General features: G+C 53.1%; 11 protein-coding genes, 4 tRNA genes and 1 rRNA gene. 2 read left to right on the top strand and 14 right to left on the bottom strand.

Features of this window, described 5'->3' with window-relative positions:
- Window positions 1–17: 17 nt before the first annotated feature.
- The 5 genes from ACVBDQ_RS10690 to ACVBDQ_RS10670 all read right to left on the bottom strand — a co-directional run bounded on the left by ACVBDQ_RS10690 (window position 18) and on the right by ACVBDQ_RS10670 (window position 5277).
- Window positions 18–665 carry an SdpI family protein gene (locus tag ACVBDQ_RS10690; RefSeq protein WP_446663211.1) on the bottom strand — a complete coding sequence of 216 codons (648 nt, stop codon included), beginning with the start codon at window positions 663–665 and terminating at the stop codon, window positions 18–20.
- Window positions 652–936: an autorepressor SdpR family transcription factor gene (locus ACVBDQ_RS10685; RefSeq protein ID WP_011231619.1), complete on the bottom strand. Its 285-nt coding sequence runs from the start codon at window positions 934–936 to the stop codon at window positions 652–654. Before ACVBDQ_RS10685 ends, ACVBDQ_RS10690 begins: the two co-directional genes overlap by 14 nt.
- 314 nt (window positions 937–1250) lie before the next feature.
- Complete coding sequence (locus ACVBDQ_RS10680; protein WP_014196163.1) at window positions 1251–2798, bottom strand: acyl-CoA carboxylase subunit beta; 1548 nt, start codon at window positions 2796–2798, stop codon at window positions 1251–1253.
- Between the two features lie 58 nt (window positions 2799–2856).
- Entirely contained in the window at window positions 2857–4524 is a 1668-nt protein-coding gene (locus ACVBDQ_RS10675; RefSeq protein WP_020279268.1) for an AMP-binding protein, read from the bottom strand.
- A gap of 237 nt (window positions 4525–4761) precedes the next feature.
- Entirely contained in the window at window positions 4762–5277 is a 516-nt protein-coding gene (locus tag ACVBDQ_RS10670) for a DoxX family protein (RefSeq protein WP_446663210.1), read from the bottom strand.
- Between the two features lie 474 nt (window positions 5278–5751).
- On the opposite strand from ACVBDQ_RS10670, the gene hpaB reads away from it, so the two are divergent.
- Window positions 5752–7197, top strand: a complete 1446-nt coding sequence (gene hpaB, locus ACVBDQ_RS10665) for a 4-hydroxyphenylacetate 3-monooxygenase, oxygenase component (RefSeq protein ID WP_011231623.1) — start codon at window positions 5752–5754, stop codon at window positions 7195–7197.
- Between the two features lie 145 nt (window positions 7198–7342).
- On the opposite strand, the gene ACVBDQ_RS10660 is transcribed toward hpaB, so the two are convergent.
- The gene (locus ACVBDQ_RS10660; RefSeq protein ID WP_014196165.1) at window positions 7343–8779 is read right to left on the bottom strand and encodes a sodium/proline symporter; all 1437 of its coding nucleotides are present in this window, start codon (window positions 8777–8779) and stop codon (window positions 7343–7345) included.
- 321 nt (window positions 8780–9100) lie between these two features.
- Between ACVBDQ_RS10660 and ACVBDQ_RS10655 the strand changes: the two genes are divergently transcribed.
- The gene (locus ACVBDQ_RS10655) at window positions 9101–10342 is read left to right on the top strand and encodes an aminopeptidase (RefSeq protein WP_011231625.1); all 1242 of its coding nucleotides are present in this window, start codon (window positions 9101–9103) and stop codon (window positions 10340–10342) included.
- Between the two features lie 103 nt (window positions 10343–10445).
- Here the strand turns inward: ACVBDQ_RS10655 and ACVBDQ_RS10650 are convergent, their stop codons facing one another.
- From ACVBDQ_RS10650 to ACVBDQ_RS10615, 8 genes are all read right to left on the bottom strand, one after another.
- Window positions 10446–13259, bottom strand: coding sequence for a tetratricopeptide repeat protein (locus ACVBDQ_RS10650; RefSeq protein ID WP_021321523.1), 2814 nt, complete (start codon window positions 13257–13259; stop codon window positions 10446–10448).
- Window positions 13260–13492: 233 nt separating this feature from the next.
- Window positions 13493–13777, bottom strand: coding sequence for a hypothetical protein (locus tag ACVBDQ_RS10645; protein WP_011231627.1), 285 nt, complete (start codon window positions 13775–13777; stop codon window positions 13493–13495).
- A 335-nt stretch (window positions 13778–14112) separates the two neighbouring features.
- Complete coding sequence (locus tag ACVBDQ_RS10640; protein ID WP_223812650.1) at window positions 14113–14379, bottom strand: LysE family transporter; 267 nt, start codon at window positions 14377–14379, stop codon at window positions 14113–14115.
- Between the two features lie 527 nt (window positions 14380–14906).
- A tRNA-Arg gene (locus ACVBDQ_RS10635) sits at window positions 14907–14983 on the bottom strand.
- A gap of 316 nt (window positions 14984–15299) precedes the next feature.
- A tRNA-Gly gene (locus ACVBDQ_RS10630) sits at window positions 15300–15370 on the bottom strand.
- A gap of 102 nt (window positions 15371–15472) precedes the next feature.
- A tRNA-Arg gene (locus tag ACVBDQ_RS10625) sits at window positions 15473–15546 on the bottom strand.
- 10 nt (window positions 15547–15556) lie between these two features.
- Window positions 15557–15628 (bottom strand) — tRNA-Gly (locus ACVBDQ_RS10620).
- Window positions 15629–15684: 56 nt separating this feature from the next.
- Window positions 15685–15916 (bottom strand): 23S ribosomal RNA (locus ACVBDQ_RS10615); the annotation flags it as partial.

Genomic DNA, 15916 nt, shown 5'->3' with positions numbered 1-15916 from the left:
TCCCCCCTGCCGCTTATTTATGAACGGTTGCGCTGTTCTTGCTGCTCATAAAGAAACGATTGAACGATGAGATACAAATTGCCGACAACGATGATGACGAGAAACAAAACAGCCCTCATCTCTCCGCGCCAAAACGCGGTGAGCATCGACAAAATCCCCATCGCGGTAAATACTTTGCCGCCAAGACGGTGCGTTTTATGCCAAACCGTCTCACTCGCTAATGTCCACGGTGTGCGAATGCCAATGAAATAATTGTGTTTGATTTTCGGCATATAATTTCCGATGACAAGAAACAGGCCGCCGATGCCAAGCGGCATGACCGCCCCAACATCGATGGAAAATCCAAGATTGTACGCCAACGTCACGGCATGCAGCGCCAAGAAAAAGCAGGAAAGCGCCGCATTGACCATACGATAGCTTGTTTGAAATCGGGCGTAATTTTCTCTTTTCGGGTCGAGTTTCGGCAAGACCGCCATCAAAAACGTGAACACCGTCATGAGAACGGGCAGCAACAACGCGCCAAACCATTTGCTGCTGAAGCCGTCAGCTTCCCCTGATGCATTCCAATGGATCGCCACTTGATCCGGCAAATACGGAAGGGCGACCAAACTCAAGAAATAAGCGAGAACCGTCAACACGATCGTCAGCCGGCTAACGTTCACCATGTCTCTCCCCCTTTTCGACAAAATCGTAAAACCAGCGAAGCAAATCTTGAAACACCGTCGTGTTCAGAGAGTAGTAGATATGCTGTCCCTCACGCCGGTCTTGCACCAAATCAGCCTGCTTGAGAATTTTCAAATGATGCGATACGCTCGGTTTTTGCATATCGAAATGCGAGGCGATTTCCCCTGCCGTCAAATCCCCTGTTCGCAACAAGGATAAAATTTTCCGGCGCGTCGGATCGGCGATCGCTTTAAACGCTTCGTTGAATGACATGGGTGATCCCACCTTGTGAACGATTTTTGGATGCGTCTTAAGGGGGGAGGCCACCGGGAGAGCTTTCATTTGTCGTTGCTTCTTATGCGCCAATGTGAACAGGTTTTCATACATGTATATAGTTAGATGTTTAGAAAAACATCTAAATATTGAATAAACGATTCGATATTAATTAAAGAATATTCCATTTCTATTCGACTGTCAATGTCTTTTCTGGCTTTCCCACGTAGATATCAGTGGAAAGGAGGGGGCACAACTAGGCGCAACCCCCTGAGTCCATGGTAACGTGGAGCTTGGCTTCCCACTGACTTCCGTTAAAACCCCGTCGGCCAAGCGGCGAGCAAGCGCTCGCTTTTTTCGCGCTTGGATGTAAGCAAATATTCAAGTGTCTGGCAAAGGAATTTTCTCGTCTCCGCCGGATGGATGACATCGTCGATCAAATGTTTGCGCGCCGCCCCATACGGCGAGCTGTCAAACGACCACTGCTTGAGCAGCTCCTGACGCCGCTCATGCGGGTTGTCGGCGCGTTCAAGCTCGCGGCCGTATACGACGTTGACGCCGACTTCCGGACCGGTGAAATTGATTTCCGCGCTCGGCCAAGCGACGACCACATCCGCTCCCATCCCCGGTCCGCACATATTGCCGTACGCCGCGCCAATGCTTTTGCGGATGACAACCGAAATTTTCGGGACAGTTGATAGAGCAAGCGCCTGATTCCACACCATGATTTTCGTCGCCATTTTCGCTTTTTCCGCCTCCACGCTGATGCGAAACCCCGGCGTGTCATGCAAAAAGATGAGCGGAATATGATACGAGTCGCACAAGCAAATGAATTCCGTCGCCTTTTGGCATTCCTGCGGCCCGGGCGCTCCTGCATATTGGTTGGGCTGATTGGCGATGATGCCGACCACATGACCGTTCAGATGCGCCAAAGCGGCGATCAGCGCCTTGCCGAATTGTTTCTGGTACTCAAAATAGTCCCCTTCATCAACAAGGCAGGCGATGATGTTTCGCATATCATAGACGCGGCTACGTTTGTCCGGCAAAATTGAAAACACTTCCTCAACCATCCGGTATGGGTCATCGTCCGTCTTCCGCATCGGCGGCCGCTCATTCTCGTTTTGCGGCATGTATGAAAAAAACCTTTTTAGTTGCTCGATGCATTCTGCCTCTGTCTCGCCATCGGCGTCAATTTGCCCTGTATACTGGTGATGAATGTCTACGCCCCCAAGCTCTTCTGGAGAAACGCGCTGCCCGTTTGCCAGCTCGAGCATGCGCGGCCCAGCGATCGCCATGCATGTCCCCTTCAGTTGCGTGACAAAATCGCAGCTGACCGCCGTCCATGTCGGCCCACCGTAGCTGTCCCCCAAAATCGCCGCCATCGTCGGCACTTTCCGGTGGTGGGTGAGCAGCTCGCGTGGAAACAATTTGTCGCTGATCCCGTCCGACCCCATCCCGTCCGGCATGCGCAACCCGCCGCCTTCATGGAGGAAAAACATCGGCAAGCCATTGCGCACAGCCAACGCATGCATTTGCCGCGACTTGCGCAAATGAACGCTCCCCTCCGTTCCAGCAAGCACCGTTTTATCCCCGGCGATGATGACCGCCGGGCGGCCATTCACTTTACCGATGCCGGCGACGAGCCCGTCTCCATACGTCGTTTCTTCCAAACCGGGTTGGTCGGACGCGTTCAGCTGTCCGAACTCGACAAAAGTTTTGGCATCCACAAGCAGGTCGATCCGCTCTCTGGCCGTCAGGAGCCCTTTCGCGTGCTGCTTGGCGATTTTCTCTTCTCCGCCGCCTAGCGCGGCGCGCGCTTTTTTCGCCATCAGTTCGTCTGTTAATTGCCGCAAATGTTTCATCGCGATCCCCCTTTGGCAGAAAAAGGCGGGGCGGCCCGCATCAAACCCCGCCGCTATGTTATTCTCTTGGCAGCAGCTTTCGCAATACTTTGCCTGACGGCGTCGCCGGCAATTCATCAATGAACTCGATATAACGCGGATACTTGAACGCCGCCATATGCGTTTTCGCCCATTCGATCAAGTCAGACGGCGCCACCCTTCCTTTGTACGAATCATGGAGAACGACAAACGCTTTCGGCACTTCCCCTTTCATCGGGTCAGGCACGCCGATGACCGCACATTGCTTGACGGCCGGATGTTCGTTCAACAGTGCCTCGACGTCTTCCGGAAAGACGCTGTAGCCGGACACTTTAATCATTTCTTTCAACCGCCCTTGGAAATACAAATAGCCGTCTTCATCGACATACCCGATATCGCCAGTGTACACCCACCCATCTTTCAGCGTCTCGCTCGTCGCGTCATCGCGGCGGAAGTAGCCTTGAAAAACCCCCGGATTTTTGACGACAATTTCCCCCGACTGTCCGGGCCCAAGCTCCCGTTTCGTTTCCGGATCGATGATGCGAATGTCCGTCTCATACGTCGGGATGCCGCACGAGCCAAATTTCACACGGTCATCCGGCATAAACGTGTCACACGTATGCGTCTCGCTCAGCCCGTAGGCGGCTTCGTACAACAGGCAGCCGCCGGTCGCTTCCGCCCACCGCTCGGCAAGGTCTTTCGTCACCGGCAGACCGAAGCTCGTCGCCAAGTTGCGTTTTAAACTTGACAAGTCGGCAGAGGTGGTTGACAGCACTTGCAAAATGGCCGCATTCATCGGCGCGATGCTGTACCATGCCGTGACTTTGTACGTTTCGATGGCTTTGATCGTCGCCATCGGATCAAAGCGGGTAAACAGCACGCATGGATGTCCCGTGTACACCGGCGTATTCAGTCCCATCACCATGCCGGCAATATGGCAAAGCGGGGAATGGGCCATAAGCTGTTCGCGTTTTTCCGTCAGCCGGTTCGCCTGGGCGGATGCGGCCGTCTTAAATAGCGCATTGCCATAGGTGAGCATCGCTCCTTTCGGCCGACCGGTCGTACCCGATGTAAAAATGATCAACCCGACATCGTTCCATAAGTCAATAGAAGCGGTCTCATCAAGCGGCGGATAGGCGGCGATGATGGCCGCAAAATCGTCCGCGGCGCTCATCGCCTCTTTCGGTTGCACAAGCTCGGCGCAAAGCGGGATGCCCCCTGCCGGATCGGCGTAATCGCCGTAGTGGCACGTTACGATAAACGACAGAGGCGCCGTTTGTTGTTCAGCTTGTTGAATGCGGGATAATCCTTCTTCCCCAGCGATGATGCCGACAAGCGGCACTTCAGCGAAAAAATAGGCGAGCTCCGATTCCCGGTACATCGGGTTGAGCGGGACGACGACGCCGCCTAACTGCTGGATGGCGAAGTGGGCGATGATGTATTGCGGACAGTTTTGCATGTACAAGGCGACATAGCTCCCTTTCCTCACCCCTTTTTCCTGCAAATAGCGGGCAAACCGGCGGACGTGATCCAGCAATGTTCCCCAAGTGACCACCTTGTTGTAGAAGATGTACGCCGGCTCGTTTTCCTCGCGTTCGCCGCGATGGCGCAAATAATGATAGAGCGGCTGTTCGCCGAGCACATAGTGGAGCTTCTTCGGCAATCTGCTCGGCCAATACGGGGGCGTTTGGTTCACCTGTTTCACCATCCTTCGACAGAATACTGAATGGTCAGTATTTTTCGCTTAGAAAACGCTTTCTCCCAATTGTTCATGTCCTCTGCTTCATCCATATGAAATAATTTCGCCGTCATTCGCCGATTTCCTTTTTTGAACGACCCATCATTTTCGCCGCCCTGACAAACGGCCGCCCCCTTCCACGTTGGAGAAGGAGCAGCCGTTAGGAAAAGGAGGAAAGCCGGAGCAGCTTACGCGGCTTGACGGCGGTCATTTATGCGCTGCGGCCGGGCGATGTGGACGATGCGTTTTATCCGTCCACCAATGGCGGAGATATGGCAGCACCCAATGATCGAAACCGTAGCGTCCGGCATTGGCTCCGGCGACGAGGATGAAGACGGTGAGCAGCACCATTTGCGGGTTCGTGCTCGTCGTGCCCGAGAACATGAAGGCGAAGTTCATGACAGCTCCCATGAGTGCGGCAAAAGTCGTAAACAATCCGAGAATGAGCGCGATCCCGACGAGAAATTCACCCCATGGCACGAGGAAGTTGAACAATCCGACATTCGGCAGTGCTACGTTTTCGATAAATGCCGCCCACCAGCTTTGCACAGCCGGGTGTTCGCCCGTGGCATTCGCCAGCGCCCCTTTTAAAAATCCTGAGGCATCAAAACCGTTCGTCAGTTTTTCCCACCCCGCCGTCATCCATTCATACCCTAAATACAACCTTAACACCACCATCAACGCCGACGCCGTGATGTGTTCGCGCAACCATTTGACAACCATTTTGTTCCTCCCCTTTCATTTTGGAAGATCTTCCTTACACTTTTATCGTACTCCTTTTTCCGCTAAATGAAATGGATTTGTTCACTATTTCACAATATGTTCGAAAAGTTGTGGCGAAATGGCGAATTGCTGCTGCTCGCAAAATATAAACGACCCCCGCGTTTCATGAGGGGGCAACAGCGGCCGTCGAAGCAGTACGGGTGGACGTTGAACGGCTGGCCATTCCGTACCGTTCATTGCCCGCTGCCAGTTACGTCACCGTCAGTGTTAGAGCCGCCATAACCATCCCGTAGCCGGATGAACACGCTAAGACGCTTTTTTTCCCTTGCCAATCAGGCGCTTTACCGAGCTAAACAAAACGGGCGCAACCGAGTAGAAGTGGCCTGCTTTGTTCATGAGTGAATCTCCTCCCCTTTTTCTTAGGTGTGCATACAATGGCCATAAACGGTTTGGCGGAAAAAGGGGATGATAATGATGGCCATTATTCGCGGAGACCAATATATCGAGCGAATCGACAACCTTCAATCCAATATATGGATTAACGGCCAACAGGTGAGAGGAAAGTTGTCGGAACACCCGGCCTTCGCCGGCGTAATCCGAAGCCAAGCCCGCTTATATGACGCCCAGCACAATCCAAACAAACAGCCGGTGCTGACGTTCCGCACATCGACGGGGGAACTGGCCGGCGCGGCGTTTTTGCGGCCGACGACAAAAGACGATCTCGAACACCGGCGCCTGGCGTTCCAAGAATGGGCGCGCTTGACAGCGGGGATGATGGGTCGATCTCCCGACTACATGAACACCGCCGTGATGGCGCTCGCTTCCGCGGCCGACTTTTTCGGACAGCAGCACCCGTCCTACGCCGAACATATCGAACGCCTCTATGAGCGGGCGATCAACAACGACTTGTCGTTTACCCATACGTTTGTCAATCCGCAAGTGAACCGTTCCCTCGGCTATATGGAAGAAGACGGCGAGCCGATCGCCGCCAAAGTGATCCGCGAAACGACAGACGGACTCGTCATCAAAGGCGCGCGCCTGCTCGCCAACCAAGGCGGCATGACTGACGAACTTCTCGTTTTGCCAGCCGGCGGGACGCTTCTTGGCGATGAATACATGTACGCGTTTTCGATTCCGAGCAACACGCCGGGGTTGAAGTTCATCTGCCGCCCTTCTTTTGCTGCTGGCGCCTCTTCGTTTGACGCCCCGCTCAGCGCGCACTTTGATGAAATCGACGCCATTGTTGTATTTGACGATGTGCTCGTTCCATGGGATCGGGTATTTTTCTACAAAGACGCATGGGTGGCCAAAGAACTAGATGAAGAAACCCATTTGGCGATCATGCTGCTGCACCAAGTGCTGGCGCGGCGCATCGTGAAAACCGAGTTTTTCCTTGGAACGGTGGAGCTGCTCAGCGAGGCCATCCAAATTGGCGGATACCAGCATGTGCAAGAAAAAATCGGGGAAATCGCCGCCGCCCTTGAAGCGCTTCGGGCGATGCTTCTCGCTGCCGAGCTCCAAGCGAAACCGGACCGGCGCGGCACCATGGTGCCCGATCCTGCCCCGCTTTACGCCGCTGCCTTTTTATACCCGCGCTTGTACCCGCGTTTTGTCGACATCGTTCAGCTGCTTGGCGCCAGCGGGCTTGTTTGTCTGCCAACGGAAGCGGATTTCTCCTCTCCGCTCCGACCGGATTTGGAGCGGTATTTGCAGGCAGCGACGCTTCCGGCCGAACAGCGGGTGCAGCTATTCCGCTTCGCCTGGGATTTGGCGATGAGCGCCTTCGGGACGCGGCAGACGCTGTACGAACGGTTTTTCTTCGGCGATCCGGCCCGGTTTGCGACAACCTTTTACCATCGTTACGACCGGGAGGCATGCGCCCAAATGGTGCGACGGTTTTTGGACAGCGAACAACGTTGACAAAACGGCAACCAACACAGCACCAGGCCGGCATAAACGCCCGCCTTTTCTTCAAAGAGGCTGGATATCATCAAGCGTTCCGTCTAGAAAAAAGGTGTCCCGCCTCTTTCGGGACACCCTCATGCTAACGCATTGACGTGATCGATCACATCGTCCGCTGACGATCAGGAAACAACAAGCTGAACAGCACCCCGGCCACCAGCGCAATGGCAAACGTCGTAAACCGTGAACTGATGATAGCCTCAAGCGGCGAGGAAATCCAGATGACCGTGCTGACAAAACCGGCAACAATGGTCGCGATGGCGCCGATTCCGGAATATCTTTTCCAGAAGAAAGAAAGCAAAATCGCCGGCGACAGCGTGCAGCCGATTCCAGCCCACGCCCAGCTGACAATGAAATACACAAGCGATTCGGATGTCATCGCCAGCACCAAGCCAAGCAACCCGGCGATGACCACCACCGCGCGGGAAAGGGCGACAAGCTGCCTTTCCGACAGGCGGAGGCGCAGCGAGCGGCGGACAATATCTTCGCTGATGGAGCTCGTGATCACCAGCAGCTGCGAATCGGCCGTTGTCACGATGGCGGCCAAAATGCCGGATAACAGCAGCCCGGCCAACCATGGCGGCAACAAGTCCAACACCATTTTCGGCAGCACGGTCTCGACATCGGTGAATGATTGTCCTTGGTAAAGGGCAATCGCCGCAAGGCCGATCAAAAACGCTCCGCCATACGCCAATAATGTCCAAACGATCGCCACTGTTTTGGCCGTTTTCGCCTCGCGGGCGTCTTTCAACGCCATGAAGCGGACGCTCAGTTGCGGCTGTCCGCCAAGATAGCCGAAAAACCAGGCAAAATTGTTAAACAGCAATAGCCCGAGCGCAAATCCAGTGACTCCCCCCGTCCATGAATCGAGGCCCGGTTTTGCGTGATGGAGCGCTTCACTGATCGACAAGCCACCACTGTAAATTTCCACCACTGCCACGATAGGCAAAATCACGAGCGTCGCCAGCATGAGCACACTTTGAATCATATCCGTCCAGACGACGCTGACAAATCCGCCGGTGTATGACAAGATAATGACAATCGCCACGCTGATGACCATGCCAAGCGCTGGGTCGATATGGAAAACGGTAAACAATGTCTTGCCCGCTCCGGCAATTTGTGCGCTGAAATAAAACATCATAAAGCTAAAAATAAGGACGGTCGCAAGCCATAAAATCGTTTGCCCATGCGCGCCGAACCGTTTCGCCAAATAGCCGGGCAAGGTCAGCGCGCCGTACCGCTCCGCCTCTTGGCGAAACCGGTCAGCCAAAAAAAGCCAGGCGCCGATAATGCCGATCACAATGCCCACCGCCACCCAAATCGCGGAAAGACCGCTCGCAAACACAAACCCCGTGTAGCCAAGCAACAGCCATGCCGATTCGCCCGTCGCCCGCTCGGAAAACGCGAGCGCCCAGCCGGGAAGTTTTTTTCCGCCAAGCAAAAAGTCGGAATGGCTCATCTCCTTTTTCCCATACCAATAGCCAAGCGCTGCCATCACAAGACAATACAGCACGAGTTCCGCCAAGATGATGCCATTCATTGTTTCTCCCCCTCGCTATATTGTTTGCCTCACGACACCACCGCCCACCGTTTCCCCCGTAAAAAAACCGACATTGCCATCGAACGAAGACGACAATGCCGGTGCAGCCAATAAAAGTGCAGCTTCATGACTTATTTATTTCATTACTACCATTATGACGATAAGAAGCGATTTATGCCGGTTTGCTTTTTTAAATCCTAACTCAACTCGTTGTCACCTTTCTTTTCCTTAGGCAGTCATCACGTTTCGTTGTTCAAAAAGTTGCGAAACGCATCGTCATGTAATAAAGTGGACTTGACACCAAAAAAAGGAGTGAACGATATGGATCGCTGGGAAAACGAGTTACACAAATACGCTGAATTGGCCGTGAAAGTCGGCGTCAACATTCAGCCTGGGCAAACGCTGTTCGTCAACGCCCCGCTCGAGGCGGCGCCGCTCGTCCGCAAAATCGCCAAAACCGCGTACGAAACCGGGGCGAAACACGTGTATGTCGAGTGGAACGACGAGGCGCTTACTTACATTAAATTTCACTACGCCCCAGAGGAAGCGTTTTCCGAGTATCCGATGTGGCGGGCGAGAGCGATGGAAGAACTCGCCGAACAAGGCGCTGCCTTTTTATCCATTTACGCCCCGAACCCGGACTTATTGAAAGATGTTGATCCGAAGCGGATCGCCACCGCCAATAAAACGGCCGCCCAAGCGCTCGCCAACTACCGGAGCGCCATTATGGCCGATCGGAACTGCTGGTCGCTCATTTCCGTCCCCACACCGGCGTGGGCGCAAAAAGTATTTGGCGATCTGCGCGATGAAGAAGCCATCGACAAATTATGGGAAGCGATTTTCCGCATCACCCGCATCGATCATGACGATCCGATCGCTGCCTGGCGCGAACATAACGACCGGCTCGCCCGCATCGTCGATTACTTAAACAACAAGCAATACAAACAGCTCGTTTACGAAGCGCCCGGCACCAATCTCACGGTCGAACTCGTCGACGGGCACGTCTGGCACGGCGGCGCGGCGACGAGTCAAAGCGGCGTGCGCTTCAATCCCAACATCCCGACCGAAGAAGTGTTTACCATGCCGCATAAAGACGGCGTCAACGGCACGGTGCGCAACACGAAGCCGCTCAATTACAACGGCAACGTGATCGATGGGTTTACGCTCACGTTCAAAGACGGTCAAGTCGTCGACTTCAGCGCCGAACAAGGATATGAGACGCTTAAGCATTTGCTTGACACCGATGACGGGGCGCGCCGCCTCGGGGAAGTCGCCCTCGTGCCGCACCAATCGCCGGTGTCGCTGTCCAATCTCATTTTTTACAACACGCTGTTTGACGAAAACGCCGCTTGCCATTTGGCGCTCGGCAAGGCGTATCCGACCAATATCGAGAACGGCGCTTCATTGTCCAAAGACGAACTCGACCGTCGCGGCGTCAACGACAGCCTCGTCCACGTCGACTTTATGATCGGCTCAGCTGATCTGAACATTGACGGCGTGACGAAAGACGGGAAGCGAGAGCCGATTTTCCGCAGCGGCAACTGGGCATTCGAACTGGCGTAATCGGTTTCGCCAGCTCTAAACAATAAGGCTGCGCCAAACGAGCGGCCAGACCCGACCGTTGGCGCAGCCTTATTCCGTTCAAGCACGGTTTTGCACGGAACCATTAGACCGAACTGATTGGTTTGTTTTCATCCTGCCGCAATTGCACAGCGGCAGATGCCGCCTGCGCCAGCTGCTCGCATTGCCGCAAACGAATGCCAAAGAGCACGAGCGGGTCGCGGTACGCCTCAGGGTTTTTGCGCATATGTTTGAGCTCGCCTTCCTGGGCAGCGATCTCCAGCTCCAGCCGTTTCAACGTTTCATCGAGCGCCGTCAATGGCGCATGGAAAAATTGAGTGACATCACGCTCAAGCGATTTGGCAAACCATTCAAACGGCAGCAACAACTGCTGGATGATCGCCTCCACCACCTCAGCGTAATCTTGCGTCTGGATAAACTGCTTATACTTTTGCGCCAGCATCGCCTTGTTTTGCGCAAAGGCACCGAGCAGTTTGCCCGCCCCTTTCAACAGCAGCTGGCTTGGCGTTCTCCGCAAGAAAACGTTCACCTTGTCAATTTGCACCCCGTTGATCAACCGATCCGTATCGCGCCGCCAATCGGCGAGAAGGCGAAAATCGCATTCGAGCTTGAGCCGTTCCTGGCCGAACATGGCGTTAAACCCTTCGCCCATTTCATGCAAAAACACCTGGCATTCGTTGAATTCGTCTTCCGTCGCTGCAATCCACTGTTCCATGGCGCGGCGCAGCTTTGGCAGCGCCTCTTCATCAAGGTAAGCGCGAAGCCGTTCGTTCGCTTTGTCGTTCAGTTCAAGATGCAAGCGGGAAAAATCGCTGTCTTCGCTCACAAGATCCGCCATGCTGCGCAACAGATCGGGAATCGCCGTCAACAGCTCGCCCCGCATTTCCGCCAAGACGGTGTGGAACGACTTTGCCGTTTTGGCCGTTTTCTCCTCTTGCAGGTCGCCAAGCTGATGAATGGCGCCGCTGAGTTTGGCCGCCATTTCTTTTTTCCATACGACCAGCTCCGCCAGTCGACTTTCCGCCTCGGCTCGCTGCCGGAACAAATGAGCGATGAACTGGCGGATCGTCGTTAAAATCGCTTCCTCGCGGCGGACAGGGGACACGCATCGGCGCATCTCCTCAAGCCAGCCGACGAGGGCTTGCTGCTGCTTGCGGCTTGGCGCATGCGGCGAATAGACCATGACATTGGCCTCCGGAACGATCGTACGAACGTGCGCTTCCACTTCCTCAACGATTCTCGCCGTCTCCTCTTCATCCACCATCCCGTCGCCCGGAGGAAGCAAAACGTACATCGGCGCAGACGGCGCCCGCTCGCGAAGCTGCAGCATCAACTGTTCATCGGCGCTAGAAAACGGATCCTCGCCGTTGAGAAGAAAAAGAATGCTGTCAGCAAGCGAAAACGACACAAGCGCTTCATGGTCGGATGAAGCGCGCCCGCCGAGCGGGCCGATATCCAACAAGACAATCCCTTGCGGCACGAGTGAAAACGGCGCCGTGCATTCAATGACAGCGTCATCGGAGAATCGGCTTCCGCGGCCGCCCGTTGCCTGTTGAAATTCGTCAATGCTCGAAAAAACGGTAAACTGGTCGTCGCTGATTTTCGCCACTTCCATCTCCCCGCCGTTTCTCCACGCAAGCACCGGCGCAGATGGCGCCGCCAACGCTGCCTCGCCGACCAACGTCCGCAAAAACGCCAACCGCTCATGGCGCGACGCCCCAGCGACCAAAACGAAATGCGTCCGCGAATCAGACAGCTGCCGCACGAACCAGCGGAAGCGGAAATGCGAGCCCGCCCGCTGCTCTTCCGCCCAATCGGCAATTTCTTCAAATAGCGACACACCCGCTTCCCCAGCTTGCCGTTTCGCATGGACGAGCCGCTTAGCGGCGTCGTTGACCGTCTCTTCTTCAAACGCCTCAGGAAATTTCTCACTCCAAGCCAACAAGGCAGCCGCGGCCACCGCTGTCTCCGGACCGTCGGCTAAACTCACCCAGCTTTTGACAAGCGGTGGCACCACTTCCACCAACTCTTTCAATCGGTACGGGCCTTTCATCAATCCTGCATAGGCTTCCCCTAAAAGGCCGGGAATTCGCTTCCAGTCGTAGTCGCGGCCGATCGACAACTCATCATAGAGGCGATTCCACTCCGCGAGCCACGAAAAATAGAGGTCACCATCCCGATAACCGTTCCATAGCGCCTGCACAAGCCGTTCAAACTTCACCCGATCCGTTTCGTACAACAGCGCCAGGCAGCGTGAAAACCGCGCAGGCGCCATCGTTCGCGCATGTCCTTGTTCCACATAACCGGTCAAGATGTCCGCCCAGCGGCGCGCCGACGTCCGCACCGCCTCTCCTAAAGCAAGCTCGACGGCGCTTTCCCAATCACCTTGCTCCTCGAAAAAGGCGCGCGCCCATTCGGTCATGTTCGGATAATCCGGATACAACGTCACACCGCGCTTAATCATATCATCCGCTTTCGCGTTTTCCCCCAACTCACGGTAGAGCGAAAACAGGCGCAAAATGATTTCCGCATGCAACGTTTCGCTTTCCGTCTCAATCGAACGGTACAGCTCCTCGGCCAGCTCGAGCCGTCCAAGCTCATAGTAGCTGTCGGCGATATTTTTTTGCGCCCACGGACGCAAATCGTCGTGATGGACTTGTTCCCATTTCAAGATCGCCGCTTCGTAGTCGCGGCGGTGGAAATACACTTCCCCTTGGGCAAAGCGAATCGACGACAAATCAGCGCCATCCCGATGCGCCGTGAAAAACATATCGCCAAGCGCGCTGACAACGTCGCGTTCCCCCGCCTCGACGAGCGTCTCGTAAAATGTTTTATGAACAAGTTGCTGTTCAAACCCCATGTCGATCACCTGACTCGTATATTTGCCATGCATGTTCATTGTATGGCACGTTTTCTAATTTTATTTCTATCCTATACATTTTAACAAACTTTCGCCGCCATGAACGTTTCAATTTGTTTTCATTTGCGAGACAAAATTCGACCCAATATGCGATGAGGCCAACCAAAGGAACTTTCAATGGTGGTTACGGCCACGAACCACTTTGTTCTTTTACGTCTACAAATGCTAAAAAGACGAGGGAAAATAAAAAAGCACGTAACCATTCGAGTAGGTTAAGTGCTTCTCGTCGACAATTTCTTAATCGTTTGATATTTTTCCTCTACTTTGTTCCTCAGCTCTTCTTCTCCGATATACTCATCGTCGTCCTCTCTATGAAGAGGGTTAGGCTCATACCAGCCGCACGCTTCCGAAATATCATCAAACGCGTCGATGTACTTTTCGTCTAAATCTCCATCATCGAAATAAGATGCATATATAGCAGGAAAATCATAAGAAAATTGCTCTGGCGGCAAATTTCCTTCAAGATCGTCTTCGATGCACTGCAACAAATCATCCATCGATTTCCCTCCAATCTTTTTTTGGATTCTTTCTAGAAAGCTGGTGATTTAGTGAAGAAGGTTGATGGCCCACCTATTTTTCAATTAGAGAAACTTTGACAAACGGGCTTGCGATTCTGATCCAACGCCGTTGATTTGCCCGCAACGCCCCGTTTTTCACCGGGCTTCTAGTAACAATACTAACAATTTCGCCAGTATCATTAGCTTGTATGACAGCTATACCGTCTTTAAAATACACCGTTGTTCGCATATCTAGCGTGGCCAAAAGTATGGGAAATTCAAACAGAACACAATCAAGTAATCGTATTGATCGAGGTATCTTTTGATGCCAAAAATTATATCATATGTAGCAACGTTTTAAAGGCTCTATATCCAAAGCTTATACCAAATCCAATCAAAGAAATCCCTGCAGCAACAGATAACCATTTTAGCCACTTTTGACTTATCATTTTTCTTCCCAAATGTACAGAGAGTGCTACTGTAAAATCCCATAATGCGATCCCCAGAAATATCGCACTACTTTTAGCAAGTGCATGATACCTTTCAATAGAATTCAATTCCATCGCTAATACAGATCCATAGATGCTAACCCAAAAAACAATATTTCTACTCTCACATCATAGACGAGAAGGAACAAAAAGAATCGCGGCAGGTAGATCAAACCATGATGGAACTCTATAATGCCCTGTGATCACCGCGCAAAATTCGTGCAAAATTTTTTCGGATCCTATCGTTTTTTTCGGGATTCCCAAAAAATGAAAAACGACCGCAAACGCGATCGTATCAAGGGTTTTGAGGATTTTAACCGGAACGAATCGTATGTAAGTGGCGTCCCAGGAGAGACTCGAACTCCCGACCGACGGCTTAGGGCCGATGCCCCTTCCTCTACAAGCTTACTCGAAGAAGATGGATGCGTCGGGGCAACTCGCAGTTGTTTCAAAGAAGCTATTGCTCGTTGCTCTATCCTGCTGAGCTGCTGGGACATCATCGACAGAACACTCCAATATTCCCACTGTCGGCTCTTATAACCAAATAAAAAATTCCCCTCTCGCACATGGAATCAATCTTCTTTCCTGGCGATCGGAGAACTTCGTTCCAGCGCCTTTTGCGCGTTCTTTTTGTATGGAAATGGCGTCCCAGGAGAGACTCGAACTCCCGACCGACGGCTTAGAAGGCCGCTGCTCTATCCTACTGAGCTACTGGGACATAGTAATCATGATGACACTCTCATTATTCCGCTGCCCCTTCCTCTACAAGCCGATTCGAAGAAGCCCGATGCGTCGGGGCAACTCGCAGTTGTTTCAAAGAAGCTATTGCTCGTTGCTCTATCCTACTGAGCTGCTGGGACATAATCAACAGGACACCCCAACATTCCCGCTGTCCCTTCCTCTACAAGCCTACTCAAGGAAGCTTGGTGCATCAGGACAACTCGTAGCCATTTCGAAGATGACTTTGCTCGTTGCCCTATCCAGCTGAGCTGCTGGAACAATATCCATACGATATTCACGATAAAATAAAGGAAAGCGGGTGATGGGAATCGAACCCACGACTTCAGCTTGGGAAGCTGAGGTTTTACCATTAAACTACACCCGCATGATCAATATCATTAGGACTTGTCTTAGAAACGACTGCAATAAAAATATAATCGCTAATTGTTTTTTTTGTCAATATCTTTTTTTGAAGTTAGTTAATAAACGCGCTCGAGAGGATTCGAACCCCTAACCTTCTGATCCGTAGTCAGATGCTCTATCCAATTGAGCTACGAGCGCATGATGGAAAAGCGGAAGACGGGACTCGAACCCGCGACCCCCACCTTGGCAAGGTGGTGTTCTACCACTGAACTACTTCCGCATCATGAGAAGAATTCATTCCTTCAAAACTAGATAACCGTCGGAAGAAGCCGCTTATAGGTCAAGCCCTCGATCGATTAGTATCCGTCAGCTCCACGTGTCGCCACGCTTCCACCTCGGACCTATCGACCTCGTCATCTTCGAGGGATCTTACCCGCTTTGCGCGGTGGGAAATCTCATCTTGAGGGGGGCTTCACGCTTAGATGCTTTCAGCGCTTATCCCGTCCGCACATAGCTACCCAGCGGTGCCCCTGGCGGGACAACTGGTACACCAGCGGTGCGTCCATCC

This window comes from Geobacillus sp. CCR (assembly GCF_052906625.1).
The sequence above is the reverse complement of the archived record's forward strand: the minus strand, read 5'-3'. Positions and strand labels throughout refer to the sequence as shown.